The organism is Flavobacterium sp. RSP15 (genome assembly GCF_003968755.1).
Classification (GTDB): domain Bacteria; phylum Bacteroidota; class Bacteroidia; order Flavobacteriales; family Flavobacteriaceae; genus Flavobacterium.
This window is the reverse complement of sequence record NZ_RYDL01000003.1, coordinates 69012-87503: the sequence shown is the minus strand read 5'-3', so window position 1 is coordinate 87503 and position 18492 is coordinate 69012. Positions and strand designations below refer to the sequence as shown.

Genomic DNA, 18492 nt, shown 5'->3' with positions numbered 1-18492 from the left:
TAGTGTCAAATGGCATTCCAGATCACATCATTTGGAGTAGGGGCAATTATTTTTATATTTTCCTTTGTAACTGGATGGACGAACATCAATTTTCGAGCATGCAGATGAATGCCTCCATCTGGATTGCTACGATCAAAACCATATTTTAAATCCCCTTTAATTGGCGATTCAATCGCTGAAAGTTGTGCCCTTATTTGATGGTGTCTTCCCGTATGAAGATTGATCTCAAGAGCATAGTAGTTGTTTAGTTCTTTGATAATTGTATACTCTAAACTGGCTAATTTGCTGTCAGGAACTTCTTTTTCATGCGCTTTTGAACTATTGTTTTTTTCGTTTCTTTTTAAATAATGAACGAGTTTATCTGTTGCCTTGGCAGGTTTGTTTTTGACGATGGCCCAATATGTTTTTTGAGTTTCTCGGGTACTGAATAATTCATTCATTCGAGTCAGAGCTTTACTGGTTCGAGCAAATACTACTATTCCGGTTGTTGGTCGATCTAAGCGGTGTACAACACCCAGGAAAACCTCCCCGGGTTTGTTGTATTTATCTTTGATGTATTCTTTAACCACATCTGATAAGGGTTTATCCCCCGTTTTATCCCCTTGAACAATATCTCCTACGCGTTTGTTAATTACAAGAAGATGATTGTCTTCGTGAAGTATTTGCAGGTTGTTTTTAGTAGAAATTATTTTCATTTGGATTTTTAGATTGTTCGATTTCCAGTACTCTAAGAGTGTTCTACAATAATAAAATACTATTAAAGGCTACTCATCTTAGAAGTCAAATTTAATATTGTTCATTAGCATTCGGGAAATCACTTGATTTTACATCTGCAACATATTGGCCAATGGCCGTTGTCATTCCATCATATAAATTCATATACCTTCTTAAGAAACGCGGACTGAATTCGTTGTTCATGCCTAACATATCATGAATTACTAAAACTTGTCCGTCAACACCACCACCAGCACCAATTCCAATAACTGGAATCGATATGCTTTGAGCTACTTTTTCGGCTAAATGAGCTGGAATTTTTTCTAAAACTAAAGCAAAACAGCCTAGTCTTTCCAGTAATTTAGCATCTTCGATTAATTTATGTGCTTCTTCCTCTTCTTTGGCGCGAACGGTGTAGGTTCCAAATTTATAAATGGATTGTGGTGTTAAGCCTAAATGTCCCATAACTGGAATTCCGGCGTTTAATATTTTCTTGATAGAGTCTTTAATTTCTTTACCACCTTCTAGTTTTACGGCATGACCACCGCTTTCTTTCATGATTCTGATGGCAGAGCGCAAGGCTTCTTTTGGATCTGATTGGTAACTTCCAAAGGGTAAATCCACGACTACCAAAGCTCTTTCAATAGCTCTTACCACAGAGGAGGCATGATAGATCATTTGATCCAGCGTAATAGGTAATGTAGTTTCATGACCAGCCATAACATTTGAAGCGGAGTCTCCCACTAATATTACATCAACTCCTGCCGTATCAACGATTTTTGCCATGGTGTAATCGTATGCGGTGAGCATCGAAATTTTTTCTCCATTGGCCTTCATTTCAATCAATGATTTTGTAGTAATCCTTTTATAATCTTTTTTTGCGACAGACATATTTCCTTTTATTTGAGAAGGTAAAGGTACTCAATTGTATAATTTTAGGTTAAAAATGTAACACTAATATTGTTTCGGATACATATTAATCAATAAATTAATCATACGAAAAACACTAGTACTTACTTTATTGCTTTAATCAGAATATTACTATTCTTAAAATCAATAAGTTGAAAGCGTAATTGATATTTTTTTTCAAGTTTTTCAGACCAGAGATTCACTTCAATTGTATTTGCTTTGTGACGATACATTTATACTTCAATCCATTGCTGAGAATGAAAAGAACACTTTGTTTTCTCATGAAAAAATTAGGGGGCATTTTATAAATCCATTGCTTCCATTCCATTGAATTTAAATTTCCTGAAAAATTATCAGGTACTTTATTCAAAAAGATGGAGCCATAGCGCATGTCTGGACACCTTATGAGTTTTATGTTAATGGTGCATTAAGTCATAGTAGGGTGAACGCGTTTGCACTTTTCAAAAAAGACAACCATTGGAAAATTAGTTACCTTATTGACACTCGCAGAAGGTAGCTTGATGAGTTTTTTTTAGAATATTCATTGTGTGTTACCGATAAGATAAAAATTAATTGGAATTTTTGCGTTCTATAATTTTTTACTAATACATTTACACGTTAAAAAGAATAAATTTATGCAGTTGTATAAAAAATTGTCTCGGATTGGTTTTCTTAAAAATAGTTATGCCTTCAAATTCCTGTTTGTTGCATTTATAGGCATTCATATTCCATTAATTGGATTGTTATTTTTTGTACTTTATGGAAGTAAAGCGATTTCATCCGATTCTATTTTAATTTTTGCGTTGATTACTACTTTATTGGCAACAGCAGTCACTTTATTTTTTTTAAAGAAACTAATTAAACCTATTGAATTAGCTTCCAGGTCATTAATTGCGTATCGGAAAGACAGGACAATACCTTCTTTGCCCACTAATTTTTCGGATGAAGCAGGGTTGTTAATGAGTAATATTCAAGAATCAATAGCTGATAACGAAAATTTCATCATTGAAAAACAAGATTTAGTTTATTTGCTTTCGCATGATCTAAGAAATTTTGTAGGAAATTCAAAATCGGCCGCATTACTTATTTTAGAGGAGGAATCTTCGGATTATATAAAAGAACTAGCGGAGTTAATAGCTCAATCCAGTAGTGAACAATTTCATTATATTGAACGTTTTATCACATTATTAAAGGAACAAGATCAAATTATCAAAAGAAATTCTCAGGTTTCCTTAATTCAGTTTTTACCTGTTTTTTCTATGGTGGCAAAACAATTGGATCAGGTGTTAGTGGTCAAAAATATTAAACTAGTTTTATCAATTGACGTAAAGGAGGCACTTTTGAAAATTGATGATGATTTGTTGATTCGAGTTTTAGTAAACGTCATTGATAATGCTATAAAATTTTCCTATCCGGATAGTGAAATTGAAGTTCATGTTTATCTTGATGATAGTAAGCTGTATTTAAAAGTGAAGGATACAGGAGTAGGTTTTGATCAAAAACAGAGTGGCGAATTATTTAAAAAATTCACTAAAATGAGCATGTCGGGCACTTCAAATGAGCCTTCTACAGGAATTGGATTGTATTTGTGCAAAAAAATAGTAGAACGGCACAACGGTGTAATTGATGCAGAAAGCAGTGGGACCAATAAAGGGGCTACTTTTTCAATTGTTTTTGATACAAAAAAGGGCTAAAAATAGTTTTCAAATGTGTTTTGTCCTTTTTAGGGCAGACGAAATCCACGAAAAATAGTTAAAGCACTGCAAAAAATAAGATTATTCGGTGCACTAAAAAATAAAGCTGTAATTCTATTCTTGATTTGGAATAGCGTTACAGCTTTTGGTTTATGATTAGCAGGGATAAAAAGAGAACGGTAAAAAGGTGTTTTTTATAACACCTAAACCGCATTGTGATTCCATAGCTATCGGTGTAAATACTTTGTATTAGTTCGTTTTTTTTAATTGACCCACTTTTTTCCAGTTTGGATCTATATTTAAAGCGACTGCGATGTACACTTCACTTTTATTTATTTTGAAAGCGGTTCCTCTATTCATTTCAGCATTGACTTCTTTTGGCGTTAAGTTGTAAATTGCCCCGGTAATAGGATCTACAATGATACCAATCAAGCCACCAAATAAAATATTTCCAATATACCAAGCATTGAATTTTTTAGTTAAGTTAGTTTCAAATGTTTGGTATCCTTCTAATTTAATCATCACATGATGTTCTTTTTTTCGTTCCAGTTTGATTTCAAAAGGCGTTTTTCCTACTTCGATTTCATCAATAAAAATAGAGGCCGCAGCTGGGTTGCTTCTAAAATTTACTTTTTGTTTAGATCCGGAAACAATTGTAGCACAACTACTCATTAGTAGCGCTAGGGATAATGTAGAGATAAAAATTGTTTTTTTCATTAGAGTGTGTATAATTAATTAAGTTGTAATTTATATTGGGGGATCGTGGTTACGTCGCCGTCATAGTAAAAGAAATCTACTTTGATGCGATAACAAAGACTCCATATATCGGGAGTTCTCTTTTCGGTTACTTTTACAAGATTAGCGCCTTTTTCTCGGGCTAATTTTCGGGCTTTTGTCAGGTGTGAGTTAAAATCACAATCGGTTGTGAAACCACTGTCTTGATATCTGGCATTTCCTATTTTTTTGGCACCTTCAGGAATTGCATGATGAACATCAAGAAAGACTACGGGGTCTTCAATTGTAAGAGGTTTTTCTGAGGATTCAAAATTAGAAGTGATTTTTGGACTACAGCTAAAAGCTAAAAACACAAAAACGAGAAGAGATAATCTTTTCATTGTCAGATGGAATTGGTTATTATTATTATTATTATTATATAGGGAATTTTTTATTCTACTCTAACTTTAATAGCACTATAATTATCAGACTGGAAAGTAATAAGCCCAAAAACAGTTTCTCCTTTTTTTATTATTTTGCCATTAATGGAATAATCGTTCAGCTCAGTTTTGAACTTTTTATTGGCATTACTCGCAACAATCATATTTCCTAAGGCTAATCCGGGTCCAATAATCAGTCCTATTGGTGTCGAGCTAGTTTGCTCCGTCATTCCGTTTGAATTGGTTTTTGTAGTAAAAAATTGAATTGGAGATAATAATAAATAAAACAAATAGGAGGCTGGGCTCTGTTTTAAAGATTTGAATGTTTTTTCATTCTCCAATAGATACAATTCATTTCCACTTTCAAAATTTAATTTTATATCTTTTCCAAAAACCAAATCTTTTTCAGTGTCGTTTTTTACTTTAATAGCTACTATTCGAAGCCCTTTTTTAGTCTCTTTCTTTGCGTATTTCTTATTTAATAAATCATATTTGTATTCCAGCGTTACTCCATGAAGTGTGTTGTTCGAAATGTAATTAAGTGAAGCGGGATGTATTGATTTGTACGCTGAAGCACAGCTGTTTAATGCAATTATAGTCGATAATAAAAAAATAATTTTAGTTAATTTCATTTGCTGATTAATTAGTTTTTTTTATTTGTTGTCAATTAGTTTTTTTTGTAAGTAAAGTATACTTTTTCAAAAAGCAAACATAAATAATTTATTGATACTATTAAAATTAAACAGTATTTATTTTAACCACGTTTTTGTTTATTTTTTTTTGATTTAAGTTTAAATATTAGTTAAAAAAAACGGATATCCGATACTATTTTTTTTAAAAAGAACTAAATTTGGTAAAATAGAAAATTTATAATTATGAAAAGAAATGCAACCGCAGTCTGGAATGGTTCACTCAAAGAGGGAGCCGGAAAACTAACCACACAAAGTACCACACTTAAAGATACCCAATATTCATTCAAATCTCGTTTTGAAGAAGGAGTGGGGACTAATCCTGAAGAGCTTATCGCTGCAGCACACGCTGGCTGTTTTACGATGCAACTTTCGGCCTACATTAGTGAAGAAGGGTTTGAAATCGAAAGTATAGAAACCAAATGCGACATTGATTTAGTTGATGGAACAATTGTTACCTCACACCTGATGCTTCAAGCAAAAATTGGCGGAATAACAGAAGATGCTTTTCAACAATTAGTAACTAAAGCAGAAAAAAATTGTCCTATTTCTAAAGTCTTAAATGCTGCAATTTCTTCGACTGCTACCTTAGTTTAAAAAATATAGGCATCAAAAAGGCTCGATTTAATTTTAAATTGAGCCTTTTTTTATGTGTTTGATGAACTAAAAAAAACAGAATTACAGATCTTTTTACTTAATGTACAATTAGTTTTATCTTGTTTTTTAGAAAGTCTAAGTAGCAACATTTGTATAATGCAGTGTTTTAAAATTAAACAAAATGACACAACAGATTGATTTTAAACTATTTTTTAGAATATTGCTCCTTTTGACTTTATGATGTTTAAACTTTGAACTTACTTAATTGTGTTTAAAAAAAATAATAATACAAAAAATGAAAAAAATAGTTATTCTTATTGCAACATTTGGTCTTTTTGCTTGTAACCAACAAAAGGATAAAGGTAACCAACAAGGGGACTGGATTAAAGGAACAGAAGCAGAGCAAATCCGGACCATTGAAAAACAATTTCGTGGTTTTGACTATGCAATGTTAGAGACTGGATATCGGTATCAAGAACTATTTTGGGCGGGACAAGACCAAAATTGGGAGTATGCGGAGTATCAAATAGATAAAATAGAAACCGCCATAAAAAATGGTCTTGAGCGGAGGCCCAAAAGAACAGCATCAGCCGATCATTTTTTGACAGTTATTTTACCCAAAATGAAAAAAAGTATTCAAAGTAAAGACCCCGTAATCTTTAATAAAGAATTTGAGAACGTAACAATTAACTGTAACCGATGTCATGCCATGGAAAACGTACCTTTTTTTACGATCAAGACACCCATAGACAGACAATCACCGATAAGAAAATAATATGTTAGAAAAAATCATTAATACAGACAATTCAAAAACTACAATAATCATTCGTCTTATAGTAGGAGTCGTGTTTTTATCGGAAGGTATTCAAAAGTTTTTATTTCCTGCAATTCGCGGAGCTGGTAGATTTGAAAAAATAGGTTTGCCTTCACCAGATTTATTAGGAAGTTTTGTTGGTGCATTTGAAATTATTTGTGGCTTCTTACTTTTAATTGGGTTGTGTTCGCGCTTAGCAAGTATTCCTTTACTTATAGTTATGCTAGTAGCATTTACAACAACAAAATCAGATGTTTATTTGGAAAAAGGATTTTGGGAACTGCTTCATGGGAGCAGAACTGATTGGGCAATGCTTTTAGGTAGTTTTTATTTACTAATAAAAGGGAGTGGATTTTGGTCTGTGGATAAAGCTTTGATGAAGAATGAAAAATAATGCTGAGTTAAAAGATCTTGCAAAACTTTTTTTTAAACTAGGCGTAATTGGTTTTGGAGGTCCTGCATCTCATATTGCAATGATGCATCAAGAGGTTGTTATAAAAAGGAAGTGGCTTGATGAGCAGCACTTTCTTGACTTGATTGGTGTAACAAATTTAATTCCTGGACCCAACAGTACCGAGATGGCTCTACATATAGGACATGAAAAAGCAGGTTGGAATGGCTTAATTATCGCAGGTCTTTGCTTTATTATTCCTGCAGTTTTCATTACCGGAATTTTTGCATGGCTTTACAAAAACTACGGTCAACTTCCCGAATTACACGATTTTGTTTATGGTATAAATCCTGTAATTATTTCTATTATTCTTGGAGCAGTTTTTCCTTTAGCAAAAAAATCATTAAAATCATTTGAATTAATATTCATTGGGCTTTTAGTCTTAATTAGTTCCTTGTTGAATTTCAATGAAATTTATTTAATGTTTGGAGCAGGTTTTCTTGCTTTATTTTTGAATTTAATCAGAAATAACAAATTGACTCACACCAACAGTATTTTTCCTTTAGTATTATTGCAGGGACTAAATAACTCTTTTTTAACGGTAACAAACTCAAATCTATTTTGGATATTTCTAAAAATAGGTGCTCTACTTTACGGCAGTGGTTATGTTTTATTTGCTTTCCTTGATGCAGAATTGGTCTCAACAGGACTTTTATCAAGGCAAGAACTTAATGATGCAATAGCAGTTGGGCAGTTTACACCTGGACCCGTTTTTTCTTCGGTAACATTTATTGGGTATCAAATCAATGGACTTTCTGGCGCGATTGTTTCTACTATTGGGATTTTTTTGCCTTCGTTTCTTTTTGTTTCTTTTCTCAATCCGCTAGTAAAGAAGTTGCGGAACTCAAAATTATTTTTAGTATTCCTAGATGCTGTAAATGTGGCTTCAGTAGCTATTATTATTTCGGTTTGTTTTGAAATGGGTAAAGATGTCGTTACAGATTGGAAGACAATTTTTATTGGTATTTTAAGCTTGGTTTTGATCGTTAGTTTAAAAAAAATAAATAGTGCTTTTATAGTTTTGGGAGGATCTTTATTGGGGTACTTATTGACGTTTTTTTGATGAAATAAGCGATGAGTTAATATAAGCGAGTAGCAGCATTTAGTTGTTAGTTGGCTCAGAGTTGATAGGAAAAATCTTTTTTCGTGTTCTTTCTGACGATAATTAAAATAGACTTTTTAGTCCTTATGAATCAAAAGAAGCAATCCGCTATAAATATTTTTATAAAGACATCATCATACAAAGGATTATTTTGAACAAAAATTTTATAAGCTCTAAAGAAAAGAAGAAATTAATCTGAAATTTTTAGATAATAAAAAGGGTGATCTGTTGCCAGACCACCTTTTTAAACAAATTATAAAATCTAAATTACAGTAAGTCAAAACGATCCAGGTTCATCACCTTAGTCCACGCTGCTACAAAGTCCTTTATAAATTTTTCTTGACCGTCTTTGTACCCATACACTTCGGCAATGGCTCTTAGTTCCGTATTAGAACCAAAAATAAGATCTACACGAGTTCCTATCCACTTCAATCCGCCTGCTGTACGATCACTTCCTACGAATGCATCATCTGACTCAGAAACTGCTTTCCATGTGGTACCTAAATCAAGTAGGTTTACAAAGAAATCGTTTGTAAGGGTTTCTGGATGTTTTGTAAAAACACCATTTTGAGACTGATCAAAGTTTGTATTCAATGCACGCATACCGCCTACAAGAACAGTCATTTCTGGAGCTGTTAAGGTCAATAATTGTGCTTTATCAATCAGCATTTCTTCTGCTGATATTGTATATTTTGTTTTAACATAGTTACGGAAACCGTCAGCTTGAGGCTCAAGAACAGCAAATGATTCTACATCTGTTTGTTCTTGTGATGCGTCTGTACGTCCAGGTGTGAATGGCACTGAGATAGTTTGACCAGCTATTGATGTCGCTTTCTCTATCGCTGCACTACCGCCTAAAACAATTAAATCAGCAATTGAAACTTGTTTACTATCAGATTGAGCATTATTGAACTCGTTTTTGATGTTCTCCAGTTTGTTAAGTACTTTTTCTAGCTGTGCTGGGTTGTTTACTTTCCAGTCTTTTTGAGGTGCTAGACGTAGGCGACCTCCATTAGCACCCCCACGTTTATCAGAGCCACGATAAGTAGAAGCTGATGCCCAGGCAGTTGAAACTAATTCCGATACAGATAATCCCGAATCAAGAATAATAGTTTTAAGATTAACTATATCTTGATCATTTATTAATGGATGTGTAACCGCAGGAATTGGATCTTGCCAAATTAGTTCTTCAGCAGGAACTTCTGGTCCCAGATAGCGTACTTTTGGTCCCATATCTCTGTGAGTAAGCTTGAACCATGCTCTGGCAAATACATCATTAAATTCTGCCGGATTTTCTAAAAAGCGTCTTGATATTTTTTCATAGGCTGGATCAAAACGTAATGAAAGATCTGTGGTTAGCATAAACGGTTGATGACTTTTAGAAGGGTCGTGTGCATCTGGAACTAATCCAGCACCTGCTCCATCTTTTGGTCTCCACTGATGCGCACCAGCCGGACTTTTGGTCAATTCCCATTCGTATCCAAAAAGGTTTTCGAAATAGTTATTACTCCATTTTGCGGGTGTTGTTGTCCATGCTCCTTCGAGACCGCTAGTTATTGTATCTCCTGCATTTCCGGTTCCAAAGCTGTTTTTCCAGCCTTTACTTTGCTCCTCAATAGGGGCTGAAGCCGGTTCTGGACCTACATATTTATCTGGATCTGCAGCACCGTGTGTTTTACCCAATGTGTGTCCACCAGCACTTAACGCTACGGTTTCTTCATCATTCATTGCCATACGAGCAAACGTTTCACGAATATCATGAGCGGCCAATACTGGATCTGGATTTCCATTAGGCCCCTCTGGATTTACATAGATTAATCCCATTTGAACTGCGGCTAGCGGTTGTTCTAATTCGCGTTCTTCATTGTAACGATTGTCTCCCAACCATTCCCGCTCTGAACCCCAATAAATATCTTCATTTGGTTCCCAAACATCTTCTCGACCTCCAGCGAAACCAAAAGTTTTAAATCCTGCGGATTCAAATGCACAGTTACCACTTAAAATTAATAAGTCAGCCCAAGAGATTTTTCTGCCATATTTTTGTTTAATAGGCCATAGCAACAAACGAGCCTTGTCTAGATTCGCATTATCAGGCCAACTGTTTAGTGGTGCAAATCGTTGTGTACCAGCTCCAGAACCACCACGTCCGTCAGCAATACGGTAGGTTCCTGCACTATGCCATGCCATTCTAATAAAGAATCCGCCGTAAAAACCATAATCTGCCGGCCACCAATCCTGCGAAGTATTCAATAAATCCATAATATCTTGCTTTAAGGCAGCATAATCTAAAGACTTGAACTCTTCCGCATAATTGAATGAATCACCCATAGGGTTTGACAGTTCAGAGTGTTGGCGCAAGATATTCAATTTTAACTGATTAGGCCACCATTCGCGATTTGTAGGAGCTGAACCAGCACCTTGCTTTGCAGGAGTACCTGCACTCGCACCATGATTAAATGGGCATTTGTTTTCTCCGTTAACATTGTAGGACGTGGAGCTTGGGTTTGTGTTATTTTCCATAGTATGATTTATTTTTTATTTTCTTAATAGCAAAACTACATATAAATAACTTTCTCTAAATTAATTTTTAATAGATAAAAACTATAGCGGTTGTCATTCATTCTGATTTTATAAATTTACTAAAAAAAATCAATTAAAAAGTCATCTGTGTTTGTGTGTTAGCATTTTGGTGCTTCTAAGCATACTAATTGACGAGTAGTGGGCTGCACTCTTTTTTAGTTCGAATTTATGTTTAAATAAGGGAAATGGAATAGCAAAGGTGGTTATGGAATCGTCCAGCAGTGACATAATACTATTTTGGCCTTACACGGATAAATTTACCATGCACTAAAAAATAAATGATAATTAAATCCCAAACTAAGTCTTCCTTGGTGCTGTTATCTGTAACTTTAACAAAAAAAATGAGTTTATTTGATGATAATAAAAACAAAAATAAAAATCTGATAGTATCAGCTCATGAAGCTTGGGTTGGAATTTTATATTCTTGCATTTCTGCGGACAATCAAATTACTGATTCGGAAACAGCAACATTATCGCGGATATTGAATTCTAAAGAGCAATTTATAGGAATCGATATTGCGCTTCTTTATGCAAAATCCTATGCTTTAAGAATTGAAATGGGGCAATTAAAATACCTTTCTGCCTGTTGTGAATGGATTCAGAAAGAAGATAAAGAAACCATATTTGCACTTGCGTTAGAAGTACTACTTGCGGATGGAAAATTGGAGAAGGAAGAAAAAAACATAATTGAAGTATTGTCTAATCGACTCCAAATAGAGGCGGCAATGACCAGTAAAATAATTGAAGTGATATTCTTGAAAAACAGAGGAAATATCAAAGGGATATAATTAGGACACTTTAAACCGAGTCGTGATATAAAAGAGGTTTGATGTACACTGATTTTGTATGACTGAACAATTTGAAGAGTATTTTGGATTGCATTATTCTTTTTTGGTTTGATGCGTTATTTATGTTGAATTTATTACGTACTTTACAGCACTGTAATTAGGGATCCAAAAACAACAAGAATTATCCAGAACTGTTGTTTTAAAAAAATTATTGATTATCAAAAAGAAAATCAAAATAGCAAAGGAAAGTATCCACAAAAGACTTCGGAGGGAACCAATAATCACGCATCCCAGACTGAAGTTTATCCCTAATGTTGTACTCAATTTGATTAGTTGGCTTGCTACATTAGCCATAGTGGGAACTTTACTGTATTTAGTACTGCACTATCTGATTATGAAATTTTATTATTTGGATTAAAAAAAATCCAGTATTTTTTGTGTAAAAAAATCACACAAATTATTTTATACTAATTTGATACGGATGGTCCTACTGTTTTTTTAATAACTCGTCTAGCATTTCTCGGAACGAATCACTATTCCAATTTGCTGTTCCAATTTTGGCTACGATTACATTTCCTGATTGATTAATAATATAGGTTGCCGGAATTGTCGCTGATTCCATTTCTAATGGAGGATTGGTTACCGATTGATACACAGGAAGTGTCAGATTTTCTTTAATCATAAAAGCATTTGCTTTTTCGAAGGAATCCGTTGTCACAAACAAAAAGACTATTTTGTCTTGATAATCAACATATAATTTTTGAATGCTTGGCATTTCGGCAATACAAGGTGGACACCAGGTGGCCCAGAAATTAATGAATACTATTTTACCTTTGTATGCGTCCAATGACACCGTCTTTCCGGTGGCGTCTTTTAATTGCCATTGATAAGTTGACAGTTCTTTTTGATCCATAACGGCAATTGTTTTAGGCGAAAAAGCAATTAATCGATTCAGTTCTACTTTTACAAAAGTGCCCAACGGACTGAACAGAAGTAGTGCTATTAATACGATAAAAACAATATTTTGAACAGTCCATTTTTTTAATTTTTTTGGCTCCATTTTTTTAATTATTATTCTCTAAAAAGAGATGATTTTAGATTAAAATTAGCGGGTTGTTTTTTATAAAGAGTCTTTCGGCATTCGGATTTCAATAATTAGTGATGATACAATGGTGATGACACCGATTAGAACAATAGCATAATTTACACCGAATAAATCAGCTGTTATTCCTGAAATAATCGCGCCTATCGCATATCCTAAATCCCTCCAAAGCCTGAATGTGCCAATACTTTCTGCTCTTTGATGTGGAGTTGTAGCTTGTGCGATGGCAGATAAAAAGGTGGGGTAGACTAACGCCGTTCCTAAACCCAAAAATGCTGAAATTGCGGCCAACTGATAGAATGCTGCAGCAAAAGGAATAAAAAGTATCGCTATTCCCTGAAGTAACATTCCCCAAAACAACATCTTTTTTTTCGAATAAACATCAGACATTTTTCCGGTTACCAATTGTCCAAAACCCCAAACAGTAGGATAAATGGCGGTTATAATTCCAATATTCTGTGAATCATAATTCAAAGAAAGCAACACAATAGGTAAAAGTCCCCAAATCATGCCGTCATTCAGGTTATTGACTAATCCTGCTTGTGTTATGGTGCTTAATGTTTTGTTTTTGAAAGTAGTTTCAAGAAAAATAGTATCTAATTTTTTAGTTTTATTCGTTGTGTTTTCTTGATGAACAAATACTCGGGTATCTTTTACAAAAAATAAAGTCAATAAAAAACCAATTATCGAAATCCCAATTCCCAAATAAAAAGGGTAGGGCGTAATGCCATATTTTTGTGCAATGTAGCCTGACAGAAAAGCAACTAATCCAACGGCAAAATAACCGGCAAACTCGTTGAGTCCCATCGCAAGTCCACGATCTTTTTCTCCAACCAAATCAATTTTCATCACCACTGTACTGCTCCAGGTAAGTCCTTGACTAATTCCCAATAAAATATTGGCAAAAATCACCCAGTTCCAAGATTCAGCATAAATTAAAATAAAAGGAATAGGAATGGCCAGAATCCAACCGAATAAAAGCAGATTTTTTCTCCCGAAACGGTTCGCCAGTTTGCCCGTAAAATAATTGGTAATGGCTTTTGTAATTCCAAAGGCAATGATGAAAGAGAGAATAGCCGTTTTTGAAGCAATACCAAATTCAATCTCAGCAAATTTTGGAATAATAGTTCGTTCCATTCCTATCATTCCGCCGACAAAGGCATTGACAATTACCAAAATAGTAAATTGTTTCCAATTTTCTTTCAGTCCTAGTTTGGTTGTATTTGTTTTCAATTGATGTAATTTATGAATTTAAAATCTCCGTTTAAAAAAGAAGTTAGGAATAAAAAAGTGTAAGTTCTTATAATTTGTAATATTCTAATTGGTAGTCACCTATGTGTTTTTTATTTTCTAGGATGGATTTTTTATGCTTGAAATAGTTGATTGTCCCAAAAACAAAAATGATAAATGAAGTGATAAAAAGTGCGATTTCAATCAGTAAACTATTTTCAATTTTGAGCAGATTTCTCAAACTTAAACCCGCAATCAAAAAATACATTGACGTTCTCAAAAAGGCAAGAAAAGTAGATTGGTTGGCCAATACAGTCCGTTGCAATGCTAATTTTTCTCTTAAAATTAAGTCTTTGTTTGCTGCTTTTTTTGTTTCCATATTATTTTATAATTAAGTGCAAAAAGTAGTTTAGTTGTATTTGTTTCGTAGAAGAGTAAAAATGAAAATTTTTTCTAAAAGCACTATCAAATTTACTTCTTTATTTAAATGAATTTGAAAAATCAAATGTTTTTTCAGTATTTGTAAGTAGAATAAAATCAAAGTGTTTTTATTGTCCTCTAATTTTCATTGCTGAATAAATAAATATGCAGTTTAAAACAACTACTTTTCTTGTTTTAAACTGCATACACTATTATTAAAACAACAGCTGTTTATTTGCTTATCGCTTCGTTTACATCTTGCCAAGTACCACCATTGGTCACGTTTTTGAAACCATTTTGTTCCAAAATCATTTGGGCTTGACCGCTGCGATTACCGCTACGGCAGAAAACAATAATATGCTCTCTTTCTTTGAATTTTTCCAATTGGCTCGCCACTTGATCCAAAGGAATATTGGTTGAACCTTTTACGTGACCTTCTGCGAATTCTGAAGGTGTGCGAACATCTACAAGGAACGCACCTTCTTTTAGTATTTTTTCCATTTGTGTGGTGTCTTTTTTTGAAAATATATTTTTAAAAATTCCGAACATAATTGTTTTTTTTAGTATTCAATAGGATTATTTTGGCTTACCCATTCATTCATTCCAGGAGAATAATTGAGAACATTTTTATAACCATTTCGCGCTAATAATGAATAGGCAATTGTTGCCCGGTCACCTCCTTGGCAATGGATTAACACTTTTTTTTCCTTACTTATTTTGTCCAAATTATTTACTAAAGTGCCTATAAATGCATTATTAGCTCCTTTTATGTGACCTGCTTTGTATTCAGCAGCGCCACGAAGGTCAACTACCTGAACGTCTTTTTCTTGTTGTAAGGCTTTAAATTCTTCTATTGTAATTTGATTTACTTTCTCCAAAGAACCGCCATTTTCTTCCCATATTTTCGTAGAAGGAATGTACCCGTGAATGTTGTCTAATCCAATACGCATTAGTTTTCTGGTCAAATCATCTAATTGTGATTCATCGGCAAGCAACATAAAAGGTTCTTCATAAGTAAGAAACCATCCTGCCCAAGTGGCAAATGAATTGTTCCCTTGAATGTTGATGCTTCCCGGAATAAATCCGTTAGAAAATTCTGTTTTATCTCTGGCATCTATCAATTTGATTCTTTTTTCTAAAGCTGCTGTTAACTCACTATAATCCAGTTGTTTTAATTTTGGAATAGTTGTAATAAGCGGACGATCTACTTTATTTAGTTTTTTCATCATCGCAAAATACTTTGGCGGTTCCGGTTGGTCTTCCAATAAATAATGTATGAAACCAGTTTCATCATTTTTATACTGAAAAGCCCAGTTTCTTATTTTTTCATACCCTATAGTGGTGCTTGGAACAGCTCCTAATGCTTTTCCACAAGCGGAACCAGCACCATGACCAGGCCAAACTTGAATATAATCAGGTAATGCATCGAATTTGGCAATGGATTGATACATTTGTTTAGCACCAATCTCCTGTGTTCCTTTCATTCCTGCTGCTTTTTCAAGCAAATCTGGTCTTCCTATGTCTCCAACAAATACAAAGTCACCGGTAAATAACATTACGGGTTCATTGCTTGCGGGAGTATCGGTTAGCAGAAAACTAATGCTTTCCGGAGTATGTCCTGGCGTGTGAACGACCTCTATTTTTAAGTTTCCAAGTTTTAAAACATCGCCCTCGCTAAGGTCAACATGAGGGAATTCATATTTCCAATCGGATCCGCCTTCCGCTGAGAGGTACATTTCTGCTCCCGTCAAAGCGGCTAATTCTCTGGAACCAGCGAGGAAATCAGCATGGATGTGTGTTTCTAAAATATGAGTAATTTTCATATTGTTCTGCTTGGCAATTTCAAGGTAGGTGTCAACATCCCTTTTAGGATCGATAACTGCGGCAACTCCTGCTTTTTGACAGCCAATAAAATAACTTGCCTGAGCAAGACTCTTGTCGTAAATGTGTTGAAAATACATATCGTTTATTTTTAAGTTTCTAAATTATTGGACAAAATTAGGATATGATTTTATTAAAATTGGTGACTTATGTTACATAAACGTTTATAATAGAATTATTTGTAGGTCTATCAATTCCAAACTGGAACAAACTGTTCTACAATTATTTTGAGGCTATTTGAGGAATCCTTTTTTTTTGATTTTTAAAATGGATTTAGTTTGAATGGAATAATTTTTTAGGATTACATCCATTTTGATAAATAACCAATCAACTATTCTCTTAACTTTTAAATATTTTTAAAAAAGCAATATTTTCTCGGTATTTTGCAATAGCCTGAAATTTTTTATGTTCAATATCAGCAGTATTTCTGCGAACGAGTGCTTCAAGGAAGGATTTATGGTTTTTGAGATCCTAATTTAAAATGTCAATTTGCTCTTTTAGGATGGCTAACTAATTGTGAAAATGATCATCTAGGATGAACACCTTTTTGGAAGTGTTTTTTCCTGCTATTTCCTGAAGTTGGTTTGCCATAATTGAAAGGTCATCTTTGTCAAACAAAAGTTCGTTTAGCCACGTTTTGTATTCTTTATGTAATTGATAAATTGTTTTTGTGTTTTAATTTTCTTGTTTTTTAAAAAGTTTTAGATAAATCGAATTGGAATTGTCGTTGATTTTAATAAAAAAGCATTATCCCATAATAGAGGTAAATAGTCTAATGAATTGATTGTGTTTACTATGCAAAAAGGCGGGCTCATGTGCTATGCGTCTACTGGTGGAAAGTGATTTAAGTTTAATAAATTGTGATACAACTAAAACTGTGGAAAAATTTTCTTCGCCGTTTTGATTTTTAGTAGGTGTTTTGAAATGCGATTTTAAAGACAATTTTAATTCTTGCAGAAGAAGAATTGAATAGTTGATATTGATTATTTCTTTTTCTTTTCGGATTAAATTTATTTTTGAATATATATTTAAGATCGCTCATATTTACTAATAATCGTAAGTGCGGTGAGTAATAAAAGAATCTCGACTGCGCTCTATTTGACACTGAATCAAAATATTTTAATAAAAAACCTAGTAATAATCACTTTTCAATTGGTTTATGTTTTTAGAGTATACCTTTAAATGCAATGTCTAAAACATTTTCAATTTCTTCTAAATCGGAATGTGCACTCTCCCTTTTTTACTGACTAAATAACACTATTTATTGTTATCAGGCATTATTAGTTTCTAAAAAAAATCTTAAAATAACGACTTCTGGTGGTGCTTTGTTAGTTGTTTTTAGTATTTTGGCGGTAGAATGATTTATAAGAAACTGATTAGTATGAAATATAGAGTCGCTACCCCGTTATTAAATCTAAGAGATTTTCCGGCAACGCATGATAATTCCAAAATTTTAATAAAAATACCGTTTAGACATACTGTTAAATTAATTGAAAAAACAGCATCAGATTGGTGGAAAGTAAAGCTTTTTAATACTGAAACAGAGGGTTTTGTATTTTCAAGAGATATCGAGCTCGTAGATGAAGCCACTGAAAAAAGTACGGATATTGAGGTGCCTAATTTTGAACTTGGTGCACGAGCAAGTCTTGACAGTAAAGAGGAAACGTACAAACCTATTGGTGATCCTTCAATTCCTTTTAGGGATTTAACTAGTCTTGAGTCTAAACTGACGTCAATTCGTAACATCATCACTGCACTGGATGTTTCAAAAAGTTTTCGGTATCAGAAAGACGCATCGGATACCTATTGTAATATTTATACTTTTGATTATTGCTTTTTTGCCAAGGTCTATATTCCCAGATTGAGATGGACGGATAAGGCAATTGAGGAACTGGAGAAAGGGAACGAAGTGGCTGTTATTTTTGATGAAACGGTAAGGCCTTTTTATTCAAATTACATCTATGATTGGTTTTTACAATCCGGAAATGAGTTTGGATGGGAAAGAATCGCTGATGTTAATGAACTTCAAGAGAAAGTAAATGCCAATGGTGGTGTAGGAATCATTTGTGCCAAAAGAATTATTTTAAATAAATCCGGGCATATAGTAGTAGTGGTGCCAGAAACAGATACCGATAAAGCCTACAGGAAAGAGGGCAAAGTAATTTATCCGCTGCAGTCTCAGGCAGGAGCTGATAATTATAATTATTTTTCAGAAATTAGAGCAGATTGGTGGAGTAATAATGATCCTGAAAGTGGGTACGCTTCTGCTATTTTTTATTATCATGATTAATTAAAACCTCTTGTAAATAGTATACTTCTTGTGGGGTTAAGTCACTAAGAAGTATACATACTTTCAGGTTTTTCTAA

18 protein-coding genes are annotated in these 18492 nt (G+C 33.7%); 7 read left to right on the top strand and 11 right to left on the bottom strand.

Annotated elements, in window-relative coordinates; genetic code table 11:
- Positions 1-5 precede the first annotated feature (5 nt).
- Together EKM00_RS04920 and panB are read right to left on the bottom strand one after the other, a co-directional pair.
- Positions 6-695, bottom strand: coding sequence for an RluA family pseudouridine synthase (locus tag EKM00_RS04920; protein ID WP_126454703.1), 690 nt, complete (start codon positions 693-695; stop codon positions 6-8).
- 91 nt (positions 696-786) lie between these two features.
- A complete protein-coding gene (panB, locus tag EKM00_RS04915; RefSeq protein WP_126454705.1) occupies positions 787-1605 on the bottom strand; it encodes a 3-methyl-2-oxobutanoate hydroxymethyltransferase in 819 nt (272 codons plus the stop codon).
- Between the two features lie 653 nt (positions 1606-2258).
- Between panB and EKM00_RS04905 the strand changes: the two genes are divergently transcribed.
- Positions 2259-3317 carry a sensor histidine kinase gene (locus tag EKM00_RS04905; RefSeq protein WP_126515448.1) on the top strand — a complete coding sequence of 353 codons (1059 nt, stop codon included), beginning with the start codon at positions 2259-2261 and terminating at the stop codon, positions 3315-3317.
- Positions 3318-3566: 249 nt separating this feature from the next.
- Here the strand turns inward: EKM00_RS04905 and EKM00_RS04900 are convergent, their stop codons facing one another.
- The 3 genes from EKM00_RS04900 to EKM00_RS04890 are packed head-to-tail and all read right to left on the bottom strand — an operon-like array spanning position 3567 to position 5103.
- On the bottom strand, positions 3567-4034 hold the full coding sequence (locus EKM00_RS04900; protein ID WP_126515447.1) for a PEGA domain-containing protein: 468 nt from the start codon (positions 4032-4034) through the stop codon (positions 3567-3569).
- Between the two features lie 14 nt (positions 4035-4048).
- Positions 4049-4432 (bottom strand): hypothetical protein, encoded by a 384-nt coding sequence (locus tag EKM00_RS04895; protein WP_126515446.1) that lies wholly within the window; start codon positions 4430-4432, stop codon positions 4049-4051.
- Positions 4433-4482: 50 nt separating this feature from the next.
- The gene (locus tag EKM00_RS04890) at positions 4483-5103 is read right to left on the bottom strand and encodes a hypothetical protein (protein WP_126515445.1); all 621 of its coding nucleotides are present in this window, start codon (positions 5101-5103) and stop codon (positions 4483-4485) included.
- A 243-nt stretch (positions 5104-5346) separates the two neighbouring features.
- Between EKM00_RS04890 and EKM00_RS04885 the strand changes: the two genes are divergently transcribed.
- The 4 genes from EKM00_RS04885 (at position 5347) to chrA (ending at position 8085) form a co-directional block, all read left to right on the top strand.
- Positions 5347-5757 (top strand): OsmC family protein, encoded by a 411-nt coding sequence (locus EKM00_RS04885; RefSeq protein WP_126454715.1) that lies wholly within the window; start codon positions 5347-5349, stop codon positions 5755-5757.
- Between the two features lie 295 nt (positions 5758-6052).
- On the top strand, positions 6053-6532 hold the full coding sequence (locus EKM00_RS04880; protein WP_126515444.1) for a hypothetical protein: 480 nt from the start codon (positions 6053-6055) through the stop codon (positions 6530-6532).
- A gap of 1 nt (position 6533) precedes the next feature.
- Positions 6534-6965, top strand: coding sequence for a DoxX family protein (locus tag EKM00_RS04875; RefSeq protein WP_126515443.1), 432 nt, complete (start codon positions 6534-6536; stop codon positions 6963-6965).
- Positions 6955-8085: a chromate efflux transporter gene (gene chrA / locus EKM00_RS04870; RefSeq protein WP_126515442.1), complete on the top strand. Its 1131-nt coding sequence runs from the start codon at positions 6955-6957 to the stop codon at positions 8083-8085. Before EKM00_RS04875 ends, chrA begins: the two co-directional genes overlap by 11 nt.
- Positions 8086-8391: 306 nt before the next feature.
- Here the strand turns inward: chrA and katG are convergent, their stop codons facing one another.
- Positions 8392-10644 (bottom strand): catalase/peroxidase HPI, encoded by a 2253-nt coding sequence (gene katG, locus EKM00_RS04865; RefSeq protein WP_126454723.1) that lies wholly within the window; start codon positions 10642-10644, stop codon positions 8392-8394.
- Positions 10645-11045: 401 nt separating this feature from the next.
- Here katG and EKM00_RS04860 point away from each other — a divergent pair, with 401 nt between their 5' ends.
- Positions 11046-11492, top strand: coding sequence for a tellurite resistance TerB family protein (locus tag EKM00_RS04860; protein WP_158614879.1), 447 nt, complete (start codon positions 11046-11048; stop codon positions 11490-11492).
- Positions 11493-11979: 487 nt separating this feature from the next.
- On the opposite strand, the gene EKM00_RS04855 is transcribed toward EKM00_RS04860, so the two are convergent.
- From EKM00_RS04855 to EKM00_RS04835, 5 genes are all read right to left on the bottom strand, one after another.
- Positions 11980-12552 (bottom strand): TlpA family protein disulfide reductase, encoded by a 573-nt coding sequence (locus tag EKM00_RS04855; RefSeq protein WP_126515440.1) that lies wholly within the window; start codon positions 12550-12552, stop codon positions 11980-11982.
- A gap of 60 nt (positions 12553-12612) precedes the next feature.
- On the bottom strand, positions 12613-13827 hold the full coding sequence (locus EKM00_RS04850; protein ID WP_126515439.1) for an MFS transporter: 1215 nt from the start codon (positions 13825-13827) through the stop codon (positions 12613-12615).
- 67 nt (positions 13828-13894) lie between these two features.
- Complete coding sequence (locus tag EKM00_RS04845) at positions 13895-14203, bottom strand: DUF202 domain-containing protein (RefSeq protein ID WP_126462775.1); 309 nt, start codon at positions 14201-14203, stop codon at positions 13895-13897.
- A gap of 272 nt (positions 14204-14475) precedes the next feature.
- Positions 14476-14793, bottom strand: a complete 318-nt coding sequence (locus EKM00_RS04840) for a rhodanese-like domain-containing protein (RefSeq protein ID WP_126515438.1) — start codon at positions 14791-14793, stop codon at positions 14476-14478.
- Positions 14794-14804: 11 nt separating this feature from the next.
- Positions 14805-16205, bottom strand: a complete 1401-nt coding sequence (locus EKM00_RS04835) for an MBL fold metallo-hydrolase (RefSeq protein ID WP_126515437.1) — start codon at positions 16203-16205, stop codon at positions 14805-14807.
- Positions 16206-17506: 1301 nt separating this feature from the next.
- Here EKM00_RS04835 and EKM00_RS04830 point away from each other — a divergent pair.
- Positions 17507-18415, top strand: coding sequence for an SH3 domain-containing protein (locus EKM00_RS04830; protein WP_158614878.1), 909 nt, complete (start codon positions 17507-17509; stop codon positions 18413-18415).
- Positions 18416-18492: the final 77 nt, after the last annotated feature.